Source organism: Oxalobacteraceae bacterium OTU3CINTB1 (assembly GCA_024123955.1).
GTDB lineage: Bacteria > Pseudomonadota > Gammaproteobacteria > Burkholderiales > Burkholderiaceae_D > Rugamonas.
Genome location: CP099652.1, coordinates 948789 through 967225, shown reverse-complemented (window position 1 = coordinate 967225; position 18437 = coordinate 948789). Strand labels below are relative to the sequence as shown.

The window sequence follows — 18437 nt, the reverse complement described above, 5'->3', positions numbered from 1 at the left end:
GGAAGATCCTGGTCGGCAATGGTCAGCTGATTTTACGCGCAACGCATGGCTTGCGTGTTTTGACTAGTGTAACCAAATATTTTGCCCCGGCCAGGTTGCGGCCGCGTTTATTGCCTAGATATACGGTGATCGACCCGGAATGCCGCGCCCATCTGAACCACGTAGGGCGGATTAGGCGGCACGCCGTAATCCGCCATGCATGAGCCGCCGACGGAGCATGGCGGATTACGCTACGCTAATCCGCCCTACCTGTTTTAGATTGACGCTTGCCCCTGTTTCCACTCTTTTGCCATCCACATGCCAGAATTACCAGAAGTTGAAGTGACCCGGCGCGGCGTCGCGCCCCATATCGAAGGCCGCACCGTGCACGACGTGGTGCTGCGCCGCGAGGGCCTGCGCTGGCCGTTTCCCGCCCAGCTGCAGCAGTTGCTGGCCGGGCGGCTGGTGGTGCGCACCGGGCGGCGCGGAAAATACCTGCTGGTCCACTTCGAGCACGGCACCCTGATCATCCACCTCGGCATGTCGGGCCACCTGCGCGTGATGGACACGGGCATCGAGCCGGAAAAGCACGACCATTTCGATCTGGTGGTCGAGGGGCCGCAAGGCAAACAGGTGCTGCGCATGAAGGACCCGCGCCGCTTCGGCGCCGTGCTGTGGCACGACGACGCCGACGGCCTGCTGGAACACCACGTGCTGCTGCGCGCACTGGGCGTGGAGCCGCTGGAAACCGGCTTCACCGGCAAATTGTTGTACGATCAGACCCGCCAGCGCAGCGCGCCCGTCAAGCAGGTGCTGCTGGCCGGCGATATCGTCGTCGGCGTCGGCAATATTTACGCCTCGGAAAGTTTATTCCGCGCGGGCATTAATCCCAAGACGCCGGCCAAGCGCATCAGCCTGGCGCGCTACGAGAAACTGGCGCAGGCGATCCGCGAGATCCTGGCCGAAGCCATCATCCAGGGCGGCAGCACCTTACGCGATTTTATTAGCGTCAACGGCCAGTCCGGTTATTTCCAGCAGACGTATTTCGTCTATGATCGTGCTGGCGTGCCTTGCAAGGTCTGCGCGGCGCCGGTGCGGCAGATCAAGCAAGGGCAGCGCTCCACTTTTTACTGTGTCAATTGCCAGAAGTGAACTATAAAACAAGGGCGGAAAGCATGATGGCCAGGGATTTCGAGCAGTACAGCGCCTGGCGGCAAGGCGTGGTGACGGCGCTGAAAAACTACCAGTCCTGGGTGGCGGCCGCGTCGCTGACCGACGCCGCCACCGACCAGCGCATCGCCCGCACCCTGGCGCGGCTGGCCGACGATAAATTGTCGGTGGCCTTCGTTGCCGAATTCTCGCGCGGCAAGTCCGAGCTGATCAACGCCATCTTCTTCGCCGACTACGGCCAGCGCATCCTGCCGTCGGCCGCCGGCCGCACCACCATGTGCCCGACCGAGTTGATGTACGACCCCAGCTTCGCGCCGTCGATCCGCCTGCTGCCGATCGAGACGCGGGCCGACAACCTGTCGACCGGCGATTACCGCGATCAACCATCGGCCTGGACCGTGCTGCCGCTGAACCTGGAGGTCGGCGCCGATATGCACGAAGTCTTCAAGCAGGTCAGCATGACCCGTTATGTCCCGGTCGAGGAAGCCAAGCGCTACGGCCTGTACGACGAGGACGATCCCGACATGCAGGTCACCCTGAGCGAGGATGGCAAGGTCGAGATCTCGCTGTGGCGCCACGCCATCATCAACTTTCCGCACCCGCTGCTCAAGCAGGGGCTGGTGATCCTCGATACGCCCGGGCTGAACGCCATCGGCACCGAGCCGGAACTGACCTTGAACCTGATTCCGAACGCGCACGCGGTGCTGTTCATCCTGGCGGCCGACACCGGCGTGACCAAGAGCGACATCGAGGTCTGGCGCAACCACATCGGCGCCGGCGCCGGCCGCCTCGTCGTCCTCAACAAGATCGATAGCATGTGGGACGAGCTGCGCAGCCAGGCCGAGGTAGACGTCGAGATCGAACGCCAGCAAGCCAACGTGGCGCACGTTCTGGCGCTCGAACCGCGCCAGGTGTTCCCGGTGTCGGCGCAAAAGGCATTGGTGGGCAAGATCACGCAGGACAAGTCCCTGCTCGCCCGCAGCCGCCTGCAGGCGCTCGAGGCGGCGCTGTTCGACGAGCTGATCCCGGCCAAGAAGGACATCGTGCGCAAGCAACTGCGCGAGGAATTGCAGGCGCTGAGCGTGGCGCAGATGGCCCTGGTCAACGCCCGCTCGCGCGGCATCGTCGAGCAATTGCACGAACTGAAGAGCTTGCGCGGCAAGAACCAGACGGTGATCGCGCACATGATGCGCCGCATCGACGTCGAGAAAAAGGAATTCGACACCAGCCTGTTCAAGCTGCAGGCCACGCGCGCCGTGTTCACGCGGCTGTCGACCGAGCTCTACACCAGCATCGGCATGGACATCGTCCGCGACGATATCGACCTGGTGCGCGAGCAGATGCAGCGCAGCCGCTTCTTCACCGGCGTGCGCGAGGCGGTGCGCAACTACTTCGAGCGCATCCGAGCGAACCTCGACGCGTCAGAGCGCAAGACCGTCGAGATCAGCGAGATGATGGGCGTGATGTACCGCCGCTTCGCCAGCGAGCACGGCTTGACGCTGGCGCTGCCGATGCCGTTTTCGCTGCAAGCGTACCGCGACGAGATCGCGTCGATCGAGGCGATCTACTACAAGCAGTTCGGCACCGCGACCTTGATCACGACCAGCCGCGTGGTGCTGATGGAGAAGTTTTTCGACACCATCGCCTCGCGCGTGCGCGGCTGCTTCAAGTCGGCCAACAACGACGCCGAGGCGTGGCTGAAGGTGATCATGGCGCCGCTCGAGGCGCAGATCCGCCAGCACAAGGACCAGCTCAAGCACCGGTTGGCGTCGATCCAGCGCATCCACGACGCCACCGACAGCCTGGAGCAAAAGATCGAAGCGTTCGAAAGCAGCCAGCAGCAGCTGGAGGCGCAAAAGCTGCGGCTGACGGAACTGGCGGCCGCCATCGGCACCGCCATCAACGCGGAATTCGAGGCGCTCGACGCCGCCGCGTGATTATTCAAGAATTAATCTAGGAATCAAATGAAGGTTGAAGTTGTTGAGAATTTCGCCGATCCGAGTTTTTCCTCGGACCTGATCGGCTGGCAGAAACAGCACGGGCGCCACGCGCTGCCGTGGCAAAACACCACCGACGCGTATCTGATCTGGCTGTCCGAAATCATGCTGCAGCAGACGCAGGTGTCGGCGGTGCTGGGTTACTACGCGCGCTTCCTGGAGCGTTTTCCAACCTTGCGCGACCTGGCGGCGGCGCCGGTCGAGGATGTCATGGCGCAGTGGAGCGGCTTGGGCTACTACACCCGCGCGCGCAACCTGCACAAGTGCGCGCAGCGCGTGGTGGCCGAGTACGACGGCATCTTCCCGTCCGATCCGGCGCTGCTGGCCGAGCTGCCGGGCATCGGCCGCTCGACGGCGGCGGCGATCTCGGCGTTTTCGAGCGGCACGCGCGCGGCCATCATGGACGGCAACGTCAAGCGGGTGTTCGCGCGCGTGTTCGGCATCGACGCCTATCCGGGCGAGCGCCGCACCGAGGAGATGATGTGGCGCCGCGCCGAGGCGCTGTTGCCGGAGCAAGGCATCGAGTCGTACACGCAGGGCTTGATGGACATGGGCGCGACCCTGTGCACGCGCAGCAGCCCGTCGTGCGAACGCTGTCCGATGCAGCCGCGCTGCGTTGCCTTCGCCACCAACCGCACCAGGGACCTGCCGGTGCGCAAGCCGAAGAAAACCTCGCCCGAGAAGCACTCGGTGATGCTGGCGATTATCGACAACGGCCAGGTGCTGCTGGAGCAGCGGCCGCCGACCGGCATCTGGGGCGGGTTGCTGTCGCTGCCGGAGCTGGACGGCCATGTGCTGGCCGAGGACGACGACATCCCGGCGGCCGACGACGACGCGCTGATACTGGCGGTCGGCAAGTTCGGCGAGATGGAGTCGCACGAGCGGCTGTCGACGGTCACACATGTGTTCACGCACTACAAGCTGCACATCGCGCCGTACCGCGTGACGTTGGCGCGGCGCGTGCCGATGGCGGCCGAGGCCGGCCACGTCTGGTACGACGCCGCCAGATTGGCCGACGCGGCGCTGCCGGCGCCGATCAAGAAGCTGCTGCTGGAGTTGATGGGCGATGCGCGCGATGCGCAAGCGCGGATGGCGTTTTAGAGGACGAATCTGACGAAGGCCATGAACACGCCGGTCAGCGTGATCATGGTGCCGACGCACCAGCGCACCATGCGCGTTTCGCTTTGCGAAAATTTTGACTCCAACACAGTCATCTTGGTACACAAATTCGCGATGTCTTCTTTTGTCGCATAGTTGGACTGGATCACAGCGACCCGCCCCTCGAATCTGGCAAAGTCCTCCTTGGTGGCATAGTGCTCGCGTGCAAGTGACGTCTCGGCCTTCAACGTGGCAATGTCTTTTTCCGCCGAAACCAGCCGCTTATCGAGCTCAACAATTTGCTCATCCATAGCCACCTCACGGGAATGTTCGAACCATGGCTAGCACGACGCCGGCGACAGCAATGACAGTCCCGATGGTCCAGCGCAGATAGCGGCTCTCCATACTAAGAATCTTGCATTCCAAAGCCGCAATTTGCGCGCTTAACTTGCTATCCAAAGTGGCGATCTGCGCGCTCAACTTGCTGTCCGTAGCAGCAATTTGCGTGGTCAGCCTTAGCTCGGACGCAACAATTTCTTCGCGCAGCTCCGCCGCGTCCTCTTTGGTTGCATGGCGCTGTTGTGCATGCTTCGCCTCCGCCATCAACATGGCTGCGTCCTTCTCAACCGCCGTCAGGCGCCTATCGAACTGTGTGATTTGCTCGTCCATCACCCATGATCGTCCTAACTACGTTGATGATCAAGAGTGTTCGATTGATTGGACTCAAAGCTCGTCGAGCGAGAACAAACGGCGGTGTTCGCGGATGGCGTAGCGGTCGGTCATGCCGGCGATGTAGTCGGCGATCTTGCGCGCCTGCTTGTCGACGTCGCCCGATTTGTCCTGGTAATCCGGCGGCAGCAAAACCGGCTCGGCCATGAACGATTCGTACAGTTCGCGCACGATGCGGCTGGCCTTCACGCGCATGCGGTTGACCTTATAGTGGCGGTAAAGGTTCTCGCGCAGGAAACGCTTGAGCTCGGTCGCGTCCTTGCGCATCGGATCGGAGAAGCGGATCAGCGGCGGCGCCGCGCGCACGTCGTCGATGCTCTTCGGCGCGGCGTCGGCCAGCAAGGCGCCGGAGGTGACGATCAGGTCGTCGGCCAGCGCCGTGATCAGGCGCCGCAAGGTTTCATAGATCGCGCGCCGCCCCGACAGCCCCGGGAAGGTCTGCTGCACGTCGCGCCACAGGCGCGCGAAGAAATCGACCTGCTCCAGCTGCTCGATGGTGATCAGGCCGGAGCGCAGGCCGTCGTCGATATCGTGGCTGTTGTAGGCGATCTCGTCGGCCAGATTGGTCAGCTGCGCCTCCAGCGAGGGCTGCGTGCGGTCGATGAAGCGCACCGCCACCGGCCCCAGCAGGCGGGCGTTGGTCAGCGAGCAGTGCTTGAGGATGCCCTCGCGCGTCTCGAACATCAGGTTCAAGCCGTCGTAGGCGCCGTAGTGCTCCTCGAGCTCGTCGACAACGCGCAGGCTTTGCAGGTTGTGCTCGAAGCCGCCGTGTTCCTTCATGCATTCGTTGAGCACGTCCTGGCCGACGTGGCCGAACGGCGTGTGGCCGAGGTCGTGCGCCAGCGAGATCGCCTCCACCAGATCCTCGTTCAGTCGCAGGTTGCGCGCCAGCGAGCGGCCCACCTGCGCCACCTCCAGGCTGTGCGTCAGCCGGGTGCGGAACAGGTCGCCCTCGTGGTTGAGGAACACCTGGGTTTTGTATTCGAGCCGGCGGAACGCCGACGAATGGATGATGCGGTCGCGGTCGCGCTGGAACTGGCTGCGCGACGAATGCGCCGTCTCCGGATGGCGGCGACCGGCGCCGCCGGCCGAATGGGCGGCGTAGGGTGCCAGGTACTCTTCGGGCAGCATCGTCGCCCCCGCTTAGATGCTGGCGGCCAGGGTGGCCATCAGCAGCTCGCGCGGCGCATTGGTGATGCTTGGCGCGCCCAGCGGCTTGAGCAGGATGAACTTGATGGCGCCGCCTTCGTTCTTCTTGTCGACTTCCATCAACTCCAGCCAGCGCTCGGCGCCCAGGTCCGGCGCCTTGACCGGCAGGCCGGCCGCCACCACCAGCGCGCGCACGCGCGCCACGGTGGCCTCGTCGACCAGCCCCATGCGCTGCGACAGATCGGCCGCCATCACCATGCCGCAGCCGACCGCTTCACCATGCAGCCATTGGCCGTAGCCCAGGCCGTTCTCGATCGCGTGGCCGAAGGTGTGGCCGAAATTGAGGATGGCGCGCAGGCCGCCCTCGCGCTCGTCCTGGCGCACGACGTCGGCCTTGATCTCGCACGAGCGGGCGATGGCATACGCCAGCGCGCCCTTGTCGCGCGCCATCAGCTTGCCGATGTTGGCCTCGATCCAGTCGAAGAAGGCGGCGTCGATGATGGCGCCGTGCTTGATCACCTCGGCCAGGCCGGCCGACAGCTCGCGCGCAGGCAGGGTTTCGAGGGTCGAAGTGTCGGCGATCACCGCGCGCGGCTGGTAGAACGCGCCGATCATGTTCTTGCCCAGCGGGTGGTTGATGCCGGTCTTGCCGCCCACCGACGAATCGACCTGCGACAGCAAGGTGGTCGGCACCTGGATGAAGTCGATCCCGCGCATGTAGCTGGCCGCCGCATAGCCGGTCAGGTCGCCGATGACGCCGCCGCCGAGGGCGATCAAGGTCGTCTTGCGGTCGGCCTTGTTGGCCAGCAGCGCGTCGAAGATCTGCATCAGGCTGGCCCAGGTCTTGTATTCTTCACCGTCCGGCAGCACGACGGTCATGACTTGCTTGCCGGCACTACGCAGGCCGGCCTCGACGCGCTCCAGGTACAGCGGCGCGACGGTGGTGTTGGTGACGATGGCGACCTTGCCGCCGTGGACATGGCGCGCCAGCAGCGCGCCGTCGGCCAGCAGCGCCGGGCCGATCGAGATCGGGTAGCTGCGCTCGCCCAGATCGACATTCAACAGGATGGTGGATTCTTCGTTCATCGATGGTTCCGCTTGGGTGACGCAGTTGGGGGCGGCCTCGCAGGCCAGCCTCTCGAGCTGGGTCAAAATGGATTGGACCATCGATTGTACGTTAGGTCGGCCGGTATCGATGACCACGTCGGCGATCTCCATGTACAGCGGATCGCGCACGGCCATCAATTCCTCGAGCTTTTTGCGCGGGTCGGCCGTCTGCAGCAGCGGCCGGTTCTTGTCGTGGGCGGTGCGCTGCAGGATGCTGTGCACGGTCGTGCGCAGGTAGATGACGGTGCCGCGCGCCTTGAGGTGGGCGCGGCTGTCCGGATCGAGCACGGCGCCGCCGCCGGTGGCCAGCACCAGGTCCTGTTGGCCGGTCAACTCGCGGATGACGTCCGCCTCGCGCCGGCGAAAGCTCGGTTCACCTTCGATTTCGAAGATCCACGGGATGGAGGCGCCGGTGCGCGCCTCGATCTCGTGGTCCGAATCCATGAACCGCAGGCCCAGTTTGCGGGCCAAAATGCGGCCGATGGTGGTCTTTCCCGCCCCCATCAAGCCGACTAAAAACACATTTTGCATGCACGATCCAACTAAATGCGGGCGGCGGCACCAGCGGCCCCGCCGGCGGATCGCAGCCGATGACGGCCGATCACTGCGGGTTGCTGCACGATGTCGCCACCCCGTAAGGGCTGACCACGCCTGGTGGCGTGATGGTTTGATCACTGTAATCAGAGCTCAAGCCCATCAAGTGTACCAGAGAGGTGTACGAGGACTCGCTGCCGGATGAAGCCGCGCCGCGAATCGTCAGGTTGACGTCAAGCCACTGGACGAAGTTGCGCGGGTAGACCAGCGATACGATGGCGCGGCCGCTGGCGTCGGTGACGACGTTGGTGGTGACTGTCACCGGGATGCCCGGCTGCAGGGTGCCGTTGCCGTTCAAGTCTTCGCCCGGGTCGAGGATGCCGTTGGCGTTGACGTCCTCGTTGGCGCAGACGGCGGTCTGCACCCGTTCCCACGGCCCCTGGGGCGCCTTGAAGGTCAGCACGCCCTTGTAGTACCGCAACGGCAGCACCGAGGCGGTCAGCTTGACGCCCGGCACGGCGTTGCCGGCCGCGTCGGTGACGATGACGGCGTAGTCGGCCTGGTAGGTGGCGCTGTTGGGTATGCCGATGGTGTTGCCGGTGCCGGCGCTGATGAACAGCGATTTTTGCGCCACGGTCAGGTTGACCGCCGCCGTGGCGCCGGAGCCGCCGATCACCCTGGCCTGGATGCGCACGCCGTTGGTGGCGGTGGCGGTGGTGCCGGCCACATAGCTGACGGTGGCCGAACCGTCGGCGGCGGTGAGCACTTCCGACGGCTGGGTCAGGGTGCCGCCGCTCGGATCGGTGAGGATGGAGAACGCCACCGTGGCGTTCTTGACCGGGTTGTTTTGCGCCGGACCGTCGCGCACCACGGCGCGCAAGGTGGCCTGCTGGGTGGTGCTGCCGGCCGTGTTGGCGCCGATTACGGCCGGGTCGGCCTGCAGCGAGATGGTGGCCGCCCCGGTCAGCGGCGCGACGAATTCCAGTTCGGTCTGGGTGGTCAGGCCGGCCGCGCTGGCCGTCAACGTGGCGACCCCGGGGCCGGTGGCGTTGAGGTAGGCGACCGCCGCGCCGCCGCTCAACGGCAAGGTGCCGGCCAGCGGCGCGGCGCACGCGGCGTCGCGGTAGACCGTGCCGCGCGAGCTGCTGATGGTGACCTCGCCGCTCGGCCCGCCGGTGACGGAGACCAGCTGGCAGCCGCCAATGGCGGCGCTGGCCTGGACGGCGCCGCCGGCGTTGAGCGAGCGGATAGCGAACGCCGACGAGTTGATGGTGATGCCGGCCGAGGCCGCCTCCCCCATTGCCCGCACGGTGACCACGTCGGCGCTGCCGCCGCTGGCCGTGTAGCTGAGGATGAGCTGGCCGGCGGCGTTGGTGACGGCCGCGCCGCCGCCCTTGACCACCAGGGTGTTGGCGTTCGAGCCGAACAGCACCGGCTTGCCGACCAGCGCGTTGCCGGCCGAATCGACCAGTTTGACGGTGATGTCGGCGCTGGCGCCGACGTTGATGGTGCGCGCGGCGTTGATGGTCAAGCCGTTGCCGGCCACGTTGACGATGGTGGTGACCGGCACGGCGCCGGCCACCGAGGCGGTGACCTTGATCGCGCGCGAGGTGGCGTCGCCGCCGGTGCCGAGCTTCTCGGTGACGATGCCCTGGGCGTTGGTGGTGCGGGTGGTGCGGGTCAGGCTGCCCGAATCGGCGCGCAGGTCGACCGCCACGCCCGGCATGACGGTGTTGTTGGAATCGCGCACCAGCGCCACCACCGTCACCTCGTTGCCGGCGGTGCCAACCGAGGCCAGGGTGGCGGCGTCGGTGGTCAGCGACAAGGTCGGCACGGCGTTGACGACATCGATCGTGACCGGACTGGAGGTTCTGCCGCCGGCGCTGGCCGTCACGGTGATCTTGCGCAGCGAGGCGTCGCCCTTGACGCTGAGCTTTTCAACCACCTCGCCGGCGGCGTTGGTGATCCGGTTGGTGCTGGTGACGGTGCCCGAGCTGGTGGAAAAACTGACCGTTTCGCCGGCCAGCGCGTTGCCGCCGCCGTCCTTGACGATGGCCGTCAACGTCACCTCGGTGCCGTCCAGGCCGGACGAGGCGATGGTCGCCGCGCTGGCCGTCAGCACCACGCTGGCCGCCTTCGACGGCGCCACGCCGTTGCTGTTGGTCCCCGGCGAACCGCCGCCGCCGCCGCAGGCCGACAGCAATCCCGCACACACCACCATCGCCAGCCATTCCGTGAATTTTTTCATGACCGTGTTTCCTATCATTTACCTGAAATAAAGTGGATCGGTAACTACGTAACCCAAACGCGCCGTCAGCGCGTCGACAGGCGCTCTGCGACGATCTTCGGCGTGATAAACACCAGCAACTCCGTCTTGTCGTTGGTGCGCGAGTTGGTGCGGAACAAATAGCCGAGCACCGGCACGTCGCCCAGCAGCGGCACCTTGCTGGTGGTGTTGCGCTCGGTTTGCTGGTAGATGCCGCCCAGCACCACCGTACCGCCGTTCTCGACCATCACCTGCGTCTTGACGTGCTTGGTGTCGATGGCGAAGCCGGCGCGCGTCTCCTGGCCCACGCTGTCCTTGTTGACGTCGACGTCGATGACGACGTTGCCGTCCGGCGTGATCTGCGGCGTCACCTCCAGCCGCAGGTTGGCCTTGCGGAACTGGATCGACGTCGCGCCGCTGCTGGTGGCGACCTGGTACGGCAGCTCGATGCCCTGCTCGATCAGCGCGATGGCCTTGTCGGCGGTGATCACGCGCGGGCTGGAGATGATCTTGCCGGTGCCGTCGGCCTCCAGCGCCGACAGTTCCAGGTTGAGGAAGCGGTTGGCCGCCGACGAGAACAGGCTGACCGCCAGGCTGCCGGCCGGGACGCCGTTGATGTTGGCCGCCGGCAGGTTGACGAACTGGGTGTTGTTGTAGGTGCTGTCGGTGAGCCGGACCTGGCCGGTGGTTTCGCCCACGCCGGTCAGGTTGCCGCCGATGCCGATGCGGGTGTTGCCGTTGCCGATCTGGTAGCCGGCGTCGCCGCCGCGGATGGTGCGCAGGTCGGCGAAGCCGAGCTTGGCGCCCAGGTTGCGCGTGAAGGTGTCGCTGGCCTCGACGATGCGCGCCTCGATCAGCACCTGCTTGGTGGCGATGTCGGTCTTGGCGATGAGCCGGCGCACGTCCTCGAGCTTGGCGGTGATGTCGGTGACGAACAGCTGGTTGGTGCGCGGCTCGATGATGGCGCTGCCGCGCTTGGACAGGATGCGGTTCTTGGCGTCGCCGCCTTCGAGCCCGAAGACGGTCTTGAAGGCCTCGGCCTTCTGGTAGTTGAGCTGGAAGATCTCCGACTTGAGCGGCTCAAGGTCGGCGATCTGGGCGCGCTGCTCCAGCTCCAGCTTTTCCTTGGTCAGCAACTCCTCCTTGGGCGCGATCCACAGCACGTTGCCGTTCTTGCGCATGTCGAGGCCCTTGGCCTGCAGCACCACGTCAAGCGCCTGGTCCCACGGCACCTCCTTCAGGCGCAACGTCAGGTTGCCGCTGACGCTGTCGCTGGTGATGATGTTCAGGCCGGAGATGTCGGCGATCGCCTGCAGCGCGGCGCGCACCTCGACGTTCTGGAAGTTGAACGAGAGCTTCTCACCGCGATAACCCTGCGAGCCCTGGGTCAGCTTGTTCGGATCTTCCTTGATCGGCTTGATGTCGATCACCAGCTGGGTGTCGCTCTGGTAAACGGTCTGCTCCCACAGCCCGCGCGCCTCGACCGTCAGGCGCGTGTTGTCGCCTTGCGGCACGCTGGTGACCAGCGACACCGGCGTGCCGAAGTCGCCGACGTCGAGCCGGCGGCGCAAGGTCTCCGGCAGCCCCGTCTTGAGGAAGTCCACCACCAAGCCGGTCGGCGTCTGGCGCACATCGACCGCCACCTGGTTGTTGGGCAGGTCGACCACCACGCGGCCCTCGCCGTTGGCGCCGCGGCGGAAATCGAGGTCGCGCAGCATCTGGCGGGCCGGTGGCGCCGCCGGGCCGGCGGGGACGGCCGCCGCGACCGGCAGGCCGCGCGCGTCGACCGCCGTGGCCACGCCGCCGGAACCGTCGATGGTCAGGATGATGGCCTTGCCGTCGATCGCGGTGGCGTAGTTCAGGCTGCGTTTGAGGTTGAACACCAGGCGCGAGCGCCCGCCCGCCTGCACCACGTTGACGCTGCGCAGGTCGCCCACGTTGAATTCCTGCGTGGTCTTGCCGGTGTCGTTGACGGTGGCGCCCAGATCGAGCGCGAGGCGGGGGGGATTGGTGATGGCGAAGCCGATGGGGAGTTTGTCGGGAGGGGTTTTGAGCGTGATCTTGACAATCACATTGGCGCCCTGCTGGTTGGCGCTGATCGACTCGATGGCGTTGGCGGATGCGGAGGCGCTGGCGGTGGTTGCGGGGGTTGCGGGCTGGGCGGCGGCGCCTTGCGGCTGCGGCGCCATGGCCAGGGTGAGCAGCAGGGCCCATAGCGGTGCCCGGCAGGCGGCCGGCGCGTGGCGGGCCGTGGTTCGAGCGGTCATTTGATATTCTCCTTGCTTTCCTGCAGTTCCAGCTTCGACATGCGTTCGACCCAATCGCCGGTCGCATCCTGGACGATTTCCCTGATGCTGACCGCGTCCTCGGTGATGCCGGTGATCCGGCCGTAGTTCTGTCCGATATGCTGGCCCTTGACGACCTGGTGCACCGAACGGTCGATCTGCAGCACGGCATGGATCACGCCGCCCTTCTCGATGGTGCCGACCATCTTGACGGTGTCGAGCGGATAGCTCTCCAACAACTCCTTGCGCCGCTCGACGTCCGGGCGCAGGCCGCCGCCGCCGGCGCGCGCGTCCAGCTTGGCCAGCTCGGCCAGCAGCTTGTTCGGATTGAACGGATCGACCGCGTCCTTCTGGACGTAGGCGAACGGGATGAAGGTCTTCGGCTCGACCAGCGGCGGCACTTTCACCTTGGCCTGGGCGTCGACTTCGCGCATCCAGTCGCGCACCTGCTGGGCGTCGTCGTCGCCGCAGGCCGATAACAGCGGCAGCGCCGCCGCCAACAGCCACAACGGGAGCGATTTCAGTGGACTCATGACTTTTTCGCCGCCTTCTTCTTGTCGGCCGCCGCCTTGCGCTGCGCCTGCACCTCTTCCGGATCGAGGTAGCGGAAGGTCTTGGCCACCGCCTCCAGGGTCAGCACGCCGTCCTTGCCCGTGCCCAGCGCCATGTTGTTGAGCGTGACGATGCGCGACAGGTTGGCCATGTCGCCGGCGAAGGCGCCGATGTCATGGTAGCTGCCGGTGACCTTGATATCGATCGGCAACTCCGCGTAGTAATCCTTGACCACCACCTGGGCCGGCTTGAACAGCTCGAACTGCAGGCCGCGTCCGGCGCCGGCCTGGTTGATGTCGGTCAGCAAGGCGGCCATCTCGGCCTTGCTGGGCAGCTGCTTTTGCAGCCGCTCGACATACTGGTCGACCTGCACCTTTTGCGCCCGCAGCGCCTCGAGGTTGATCGCCAGGCCGGTCTTGAGGCGGTATTCGTCGCGCAACTTGAGCTCGGTTTGGGCGCCCGCCTCCTGCTCGTCGAACTGCGAACTCCAGTAACCGAAGTAGCCGGCCACCATCACCGCCGCCGCCACGCCAACCGCGCACAGCAGGCGCGGCGCCAGCGGCCACTGGCCCGGATGACGGTCGTTGAGGTTGCGGAACTGGCCGGCCAGGCGGACGCCCAGCCGGTTCAGGTCGAGGTTCGCTGTCGCCATCGCCATCGCTCCTCAGGGCTGGGCCGGCGGCAAGCCGGGCGGTGGACTGGACGCGGACAGGGCGGCCGTACGGGCGGCAGCGCCGTCCTTGTCGCGCGGCCGCTTGATATGAACCATCAGGTTGAATTCCACCACTTTTTTGCTGGTCTTGCCCTGGCCGAGGGCGGTTGACTTGACTTCGATCAAATCGGGACGCTCCAGCCACGGCGACACCCCGGCCAGGTTGCGCAGCAGTTCGGACACGCGCTCCTGCGACTGCGCGTAGCCGAGCACCGACACCTTCTGCCCCTCCTGCTTGAAACTCTTCAGATAGACGCCGGCCGGGGTCTGCCTGACCAGCTCGTCGAGCAGGTAGACCGGCTGGTTGCGGTCGCCCTGCAAATCCTCGACCGCCTGCTGGCGCGCCTTGAGCGCCTCGATCTCCTGCTTCAGCGTGGCGATCTCGGCGATCTTCTTGTCGAGTCCGCTAATGGCGGTCTTCAGCACCTGGTTGCGCTCGCCCTGGATCGACAGCGCGCGGGCGTTGTAGGCGCCCACCAGCAGCACCACGCCAACGCCGATGACGCCGCCCAGCGCCAGCAGCGCGAAGAAGGCGGACTTCTTCTGCTTGCGCTTTTCCTCGCGGTGGGGCAGCAGGTTGATGCGTATCATCAGCCGAACCTCCGCAGCGCCAGGCCGCAGGCGACCAGGTAGGCCGGGGCGTCGGCGCGCAGCTGCGCCTCGCGCACCGACGCCCCCAGCTGCATGCCCTTGAACGGCGAGATCACCGCGCTGGCGATCCGGGTGCGGCCGGCGACCAGCTCGAGCAGGCCCGGGATGACGGCGCAGCCGCCGGCCAGGAACAGCTGGTCGACCCGGGTGTAGGGGGTGGACGTGTAGAAGAACTGGATCGCCCGCGTGACTTCCATCGCCGCGCTCTCGAGGAAGGGCGTGAGCAGCTCGGGCACGTAGTTGTCGGGCAGGTCGCCGCTTTTCTTGCGCGCTTCGGCCTCGTCGAAGGCCATGCCGTAGGCGCGCACGATGTCCTGGGTCAGCGAATTGCCGCCGAAGGGCTGCTCGCGCTCGTAGACGGTGGCGCCGTCGAGCATGACGGAGATATGGGTGACCTGGGCGCCGATCTGGAACAGCGCCACCACCTGGCCGGCGCCGGCCTCGGGCAGCTGCGCGGTGATGCGGTCGAGCGCGGCGCGGGCGGCGTACGATTCGATGTCCATCACGGTCGCCTTCAGGCCGGAAGCCTCGGCGATGGCGACCCGGTCCTCGACCTTTTCGCGGCGCGAGGCGGCCAGCATGACCTCGATGTCCTCGGGCGAGTTGGCGGCCGCGCCGATGACGTCGAAATCGAGGCTGACCTCGTCGAGCGCGAACGGGATGTACTGGCTGGCCTCGGATTCGACCTGCACCTCGAGCTGGTCCTCCGACAGGCCGGCCGGCAGGATGATTTTCTTGGTGATGACCGACGCCGGCGGCATGCCCAGCGCGGCCAGCTTGGCGCGGCTGCCGCTTTTCTTCCAGACGCGCCGCACCACCTCGACCACCTGGTCCATGTTCTCGATGTTGCCGTCGACGACGGCGCCGCGCGGCAGCGGCTCGGCGGCGTAGCGTTCGAGCCGGACCTCGCCCTTGGCGCCCTGGGCCAGCTCCACCACGCGCACGCTCGAGGTGCTGATGTCCAGGCCCATCAGCGGCGGACTGCCCTGCCCGAACAGCATCTTGAAATCGATCATGCGAGTGTCTCCGGCGCCTGGATGGGAGGCGGTGCTAAAAAGCCCCTGCCGAGGCGGAATCCGCCCAAGTCCAGCTCAGGCCTGCCCCCACATTAAATCGAGCCTATATAAGTGTAAAGATATTTCTGCTGTGCACGATTGTGACAGTGTGAGCGTTTCGCCACACTTATTCTTGACCCCGTGGCAGCAAAAACAACTCCGTTGTTTTGTTGGTTACTGGAAAGTATTTCTGATTCGAGGCACAACAGCACAGCGCGCCGCAGGGGTTGGCGCTCGCTTATAATGCTTCGCACTCAACACAGAAAGAACGCACTGCATGGCTTCCTCCAATTCGGCACCGCCCCCCTCCTCCGACAAGTCCGCGAAGGGCGCGGGTAAAAACACGGGCAAAAAACCGGGCAAATCGCCGTCGCGCTGGCTGTTGATGGCCGGCCTGTCGGTGCTCGGCCTGGGCGTGGGCGCCGTGCTGCTGGTCGTGTTCGGCCTGGCGATGGCCTACCCCAACCTGCCGGAACTGGACACGCTGACCGACTACCGCCCCAAAATGCCGCTGCGCATCTTCTCGGCCGACAACGTGCTGATCGGCGAGTTCGGCGAGGAGCGCCGCAACCTGGTGCGCATCAAGGACATCCCGGACGTGATGAAAAAGGCCGTGCTGGCGATCGAGGACGACCGCTTCTACCAGCACGGCGGCATCGACTACACCGGCATCCTGCGCGCGGCCGTGCACAACGCCACCGGCGGCGCCAAACAGGGCGCCTCGACCATCACCCAGCAGGTGGCCCGCAACTTCTTCCTGTCGAGCGAGCAAACGCTCAAGCGCAAGGCCTACGAGGTGCTGCTGGCGTGGAAGATCGAAAAGAACCTCACCAAGGACCAGATCCTCGAGGTCTACATGAACCAGATCTACCTGGGCCAGCGCGCCTACGGCTTCTCGTCGGCCGCGCAAATCTACTTCGGCAAGAACCTGCGCGACATCACCGTTGCCGAGGCCGCCATGCTGGCCGGCCTGCCGAAGGCGCCGTCCGCCTACAACCCGGTGGTCAACCCCAAGCGCGCAAAAACCCGCCAACAGTACATCCTGCAGCGCATGCACGTGTTGGGCTATATCACGGATACGCAGTTCGAGACCGCCAAGGCCGAGCCGCTGAAGGTCAAGACCGACAGCAGCGAGTTCGGCGTGCACGCGGAGTACGTTGCCGAAATGGCACGCCAGCTGGTCTATGAACAGTTCAAGGAAGACACCTACACACGCGGCCTGAACGTGTTCACCACCATCACCAAGGCCGACCAGGACGCCGCCTACCTGGCGCTGCGCAAGGGCGTCATGGACTACGAGCGCCGCCACGCCTACCGCGGCCCGGAGGCCTACGTCGACATCCCGGCCAGCAAGGAAGAGGCCGACGACGTCATCGAGACCGAGCTGGCCGACCACCCGGACAGCGACGACATCGTCGCCGCCATGGTGCTCAAGGCAACGCCGCAGCAGATCGTCGCCGTCACCGCCTCGGGCGAGGAGATCAAGATCGCCGGCGCCGGCCTGGAGATGGGCCGCTCGTGGCTGTCCGAAAAAGCGCCGCCGAACAAGCGCATCCGCCGGGGCGCGGTGATCCGCGTCATGCAGGAGGGTAAGGATTGGGAAGTGACGCAGATGCCGCAGATCGAGTCGGCCTTTGTTGCGGCCAGCACCGAGGATGGCGCCATCAAGGCCATGGTGGGCGGCTTCGACTACAACCGCAACAAGTTCAACCACGTCACCCAGGCCTGGCGCCAGCCGGGCTCGTCCTTCAAGCCGTTCATCTATTCGGCCTCGCTCGAGCGCGGCCTGTCGCCGTCGACCATCATCAACGACGCGCCGATCTCGTTCGACGCCGGCCAGACCGGCGGCCAGGCGTGGGAGCCGAAGAACTACGACGGCAAGTACGAGGGCCCGATGACGATGCGGCGCGGCCTGACCAAGTCCAAGAACATGATCTCGATCCGCATCCTGCACAAGATCGGCGCCAAGTATGGCCAGGAATACACCACCCGCTTCGGCTTCGACGCCGACAAGAACCCGCCGTACCTGACCCTGGCGCTGGGCGCGGGCAACGTCACGCCGCTGCAGATGGCCGGCGCCTACTCGGTGTTCGCCAACGGCGGCTACAAGGTCAGCCCCTACCTGATCTCCAAGGTGACCGACGCCGACGGCAAGATCCTGTCGCAGGCCAATCCGGACAAGGCCGGCGACGAGAAGAACCGCGTCATCGACGAGCGCAACGCCTTCCTGATGGACAGCATGCTCAAGGACGTGGTGCGCTTCGGCACGGCAACCAAGGCGCTCTCGCTCAAGCGGCCCGACATCTCCGGCAAGACCGGCACCACCAACGATTCGATCGACGCCTGGTTCGCCGGCTACCAGCCCAAGCTGGTGGGCATCGCCTGGATCGGCTACGACCAGCCGAAGAACCTGGGCAACCGCGAGACCGGCGGCGGCCTGGCGCTGCCGATCTGGATCAATTTCATGCAAAAGGCGTTGAAGAACATCCCGATCGAGGAACGGGCCGTGCCTGAAGGGGTGATGCTGGTGGGCGACGAGTACTACTACGCGGAGAATCCGCCGGGGACCGGCGTGCACAACATCGACGGCGCCGCCCAGGGCACGCCGGCGGAAGAGAAAGCCAAGGACGCCGTCAAGAACGAGTTGTTCTAAACATGCATGCGTCGCTGGCGGCTCATGGCGGATTACGGCGTTCCGCCTAATCCGCCCTACGGGTTCCTGGCTGTCAGGCTTTTGGCGCCACCACCACCGGGGCGCCGCCCTGGGCGCTGACGATCTCCGACAGCGCCGCGAACAGCTCCGAGCCGTCGCGGGTGTTGAGCCACAGGCCGTCCTTCTGGCGGTAGTGGAAGCCGCCCGAGCGGGCCGCCACCCACAATTCCTGCATCGCCGCCTGGCTGTTGACGATGACCTTGGAACCGTTGTCGATGAACTCGATTTCCAGCACATTGCCACTACGGCTGCATTCGACGTCGACCATGTCGTCGTCGTTCAATTGGTCCAAGGCCGCCTCGATCGCGTCGAGGGTGGCTTCGGCCTGCGCCAGGAATTCCGATTCGCCCATGCTACACTCCAATATCTATAGTCAATCCATGATTTTATCGTGAAGTCCACTTTCCGTTTGTTTATCGGCGCCACCACCCTGGGTCTGA

The 18437-nt window shown here is 65.5% G+C and carries 15 protein-coding genes; 4 read left to right on the top strand and 11 right to left on the bottom strand.

Translation table 11 applies throughout. The annotated features are described in order from the left end of the window. Positions 1-297: 297 nt before the first annotated feature. Genes mutM through mutY form a run of 3 tightly spaced genes read left to right on the top strand, consistent with a single transcriptional unit; the run spans position 298 to position 4247 of the window. Positions 298-1131, top strand: a complete 834-nt coding sequence (gene mutM, locus NHH73_04180; protein USX27507.1) for a bifunctional DNA-formamidopyrimidine glycosylase/DNA-(apurinic or apyrimidinic site) lyase — start codon at positions 298-300, stop codon at positions 1129-1131. A gap of 26 nt (positions 1132-1157) precedes the next feature. Then, complete coding sequence (locus tag NHH73_04175; protein USX29554.1) at positions 1158-3086, top strand: dynamin family protein; 1929 nt, start codon at positions 1158-1160, stop codon at positions 3084-3086. A gap of 27 nt (positions 3087-3113) precedes the next feature. Further along, the gene (gene mutY, locus NHH73_04170; GenBank protein USX27506.1) at positions 3114-4247 is read left to right on the top strand and encodes an A/G-specific adenine glycosylase; all 1134 of its coding nucleotides are present in this window, start codon (positions 3114-3116) and stop codon (positions 4245-4247) included. On the opposite strand, the gene NHH73_04165 is transcribed toward mutY, so the two are convergent. From NHH73_04165 to NHH73_04120, 10 genes are all read right to left on the bottom strand, one after another. Then, positions 4244-4555 (bottom strand): hypothetical protein, encoded by a 312-nt coding sequence (locus NHH73_04165; protein ID USX27505.1) that lies wholly within the window; start codon positions 4553-4555, stop codon positions 4244-4246. The genes mutY and NHH73_04165 overlap by 4 nt on opposite strands. A gap of 7 nt (positions 4556-4562) precedes the next feature. After that, positions 4563-4913 carry a hypothetical protein gene (locus NHH73_04160; GenBank protein ID USX27504.1) on the bottom strand — a complete coding sequence of 117 codons (351 nt, stop codon included), beginning with the start codon at positions 4911-4913 and terminating at the stop codon, positions 4563-4565. Positions 4914-4967: 54 nt separating this feature from the next. Then, positions 4968-6104 (bottom strand): deoxyguanosinetriphosphate triphosphohydrolase, encoded by a 1137-nt coding sequence (locus tag NHH73_04155; protein ID USX27503.1) that lies wholly within the window; start codon positions 6102-6104, stop codon positions 4968-4970. A 12-nt stretch (positions 6105-6116) separates the two neighbouring features. After that, on the bottom strand, positions 6117-7760 hold the full coding sequence (gene aroKB / locus NHH73_04150) for a bifunctional shikimate kinase/3-dehydroquinate synthase AroKB (GenBank protein USX27502.1): 1644 nt from the start codon (positions 7758-7760) through the stop codon (positions 6117-6119). Positions 7761-7830: 70 nt separating this feature from the next. Next, positions 7831-10011 (bottom strand): Ig-like domain-containing protein, encoded by a 2181-nt coding sequence (locus NHH73_04145; protein USX27501.1) that lies wholly within the window; start codon positions 10009-10011, stop codon positions 7831-7833. 65 nt (positions 10012-10076) lie between these two features. Continuing rightward, a complete protein-coding gene (locus tag NHH73_04140) occupies positions 10077-12218 on the bottom strand; it encodes a type IV pilus secretin PilQ (protein USX29553.1) in 2142 nt (713 codons plus the stop codon). A gap of 74 nt (positions 12219-12292) precedes the next feature. Further along, positions 12293-12847: a pilus assembly protein PilP gene (locus tag NHH73_04135; GenBank protein ID USX27500.1), complete on the bottom strand. Its 555-nt coding sequence runs from the start codon at positions 12845-12847 to the stop codon at positions 12293-12295. Next, on the bottom strand, positions 12844-13518 hold the full coding sequence (locus tag NHH73_04130; protein USX27499.1) for a type 4a pilus biogenesis protein PilO: 675 nt from the start codon (positions 13516-13518) through the stop codon (positions 12844-12846). The genes NHH73_04135 and NHH73_04130 overlap by 4 nt, the downstream gene beginning before the upstream one ends. Positions 13519-13530: 12 nt before the next feature. Beyond that, on the bottom strand, positions 13531-14169 hold the full coding sequence (locus NHH73_04125; GenBank protein ID USX27498.1) for a PilN domain-containing protein: 639 nt from the start codon (positions 14167-14169) through the stop codon (positions 13531-13533). Then, positions 14169-15245: a pilus assembly protein PilM gene (locus NHH73_04120; protein ID USX27497.1), complete on the bottom strand. Its 1077-nt coding sequence runs from the start codon at positions 15243-15245 to the stop codon at positions 14169-14171. Before NHH73_04120 ends, NHH73_04125 begins: the two co-directional genes overlap by 1 nt. 424 nt (positions 15246-15669) lie before the next feature. Between NHH73_04120 and NHH73_04115 the strand changes: the two genes are divergently transcribed. Next, positions 15670-17937, top strand: a complete 2268-nt coding sequence (locus NHH73_04115) for a penicillin-binding protein 1A (protein ID USX29552.1) — start codon at positions 15670-15672, stop codon at positions 17935-17937. Positions 17938-18010: 73 nt separating this feature from the next. On the opposite strand, the gene cyaY is transcribed toward NHH73_04115, so the two are convergent. Further along, positions 18011-18349: an iron donor protein CyaY gene (cyaY, locus tag NHH73_04110; protein ID USX27496.1), complete on the bottom strand. Its 339-nt coding sequence runs from the start codon at positions 18347-18349 to the stop codon at positions 18011-18013. Positions 18350-18437 lie beyond the last annotated feature (88 nt).

Excerpts from the sequence above, each read along its gene's own strand:
- NHH73_04160 (USX27504.1), bottom strand. The coding sequence starts at position 4,913 with ATGGACGAGCAAATCACACAGTTCGATAGGCGCCTGACGGCGGTTGAG.
- NHH73_04115 (USX29552.1), top strand. The coding sequence starts at position 15,670 with ATGGCCGGCCTGTCGGTGCTCGGCCTGGGCGTGGGCGCCGTGCTGCTG.
- NHH73_04175 (USX29554.1), top strand. The coding sequence starts at position 1,158 with ATGGCCAGGGATTTCGAGCAGTACAGCGCCTGGCGGCAAGGCGTGGTG.
- NHH73_04120 (USX27497.1), bottom strand. The coding sequence starts at position 15,245 with ATGATCGATTTCAAGATGCTGTTCGGGCAGGGCAGTCCGCCGCTGATG.
- mutM (USX27507.1), top strand. The coding sequence starts at position 298 with ATGCCAGAATTACCAGAAGTTGAAGTGACCCGGCGCGGCGTCGCGCCC.
- cyaY (USX27496.1), bottom strand. The coding sequence starts at position 18,349 with ATGGGCGAATCGGAATTCCTGGCGCAGGCCGAAGCCACCCTCGACGCG.
- NHH73_04165 (USX27505.1), bottom strand. The coding sequence starts at position 4,555 with ATGGATGAGCAAATTGTTGAGCTCGATAAGCGGCTGGTTTCGGCGGAA.
- aroKB (USX27502.1), bottom strand. The coding sequence starts at position 7,760 with ATGCAAAATGTGTTTTTAGTCGGCTTGATGGGGGCGGGAAAGACCACC.
- NHH73_04130 (USX27499.1), bottom strand. The coding sequence starts at position 13,518 with ATGGCGACAGCGAACCTCGACCTGAACCGGCTGGGCGTCCGCCTGGCC.
- NHH73_04125 (USX27498.1), bottom strand. The coding sequence starts at position 14,169 with ATGATACGCATCAACCTGCTGCCCCACCGCGAGGAAAAGCGCAAGCAG.
- NHH73_04145 (USX27501.1), bottom strand. The coding sequence starts at position 10,011 with ATGAAAAAATTCACGGAATGGCTGGCGATGGTGGTGTGTGCGGGATTG.
- mutY (USX27506.1), top strand. The coding sequence starts at position 3,114 with ATGAAGGTTGAAGTTGTTGAGAATTTCGCCGATCCGAGTTTTTCCTCG.
- NHH73_04155 (USX27503.1), bottom strand. The coding sequence starts at position 6,104 with ATGCTGCCCGAAGAGTACCTGGCACCCTACGCCGCCCATTCGGCCGGC.
- NHH73_04140 (USX29553.1), bottom strand. The coding sequence starts at position 12,218 with ATGGCGCCGCAGCCGCAAGGCGCCGCCGCCCAGCCCGCAACCCCCGCA.
- NHH73_04135 (USX27500.1), bottom strand. The coding sequence starts at position 12,847 with ATGAGTCCACTGAAATCGCTCCCGTTGTGGCTGTTGGCGGCGGCGCTG.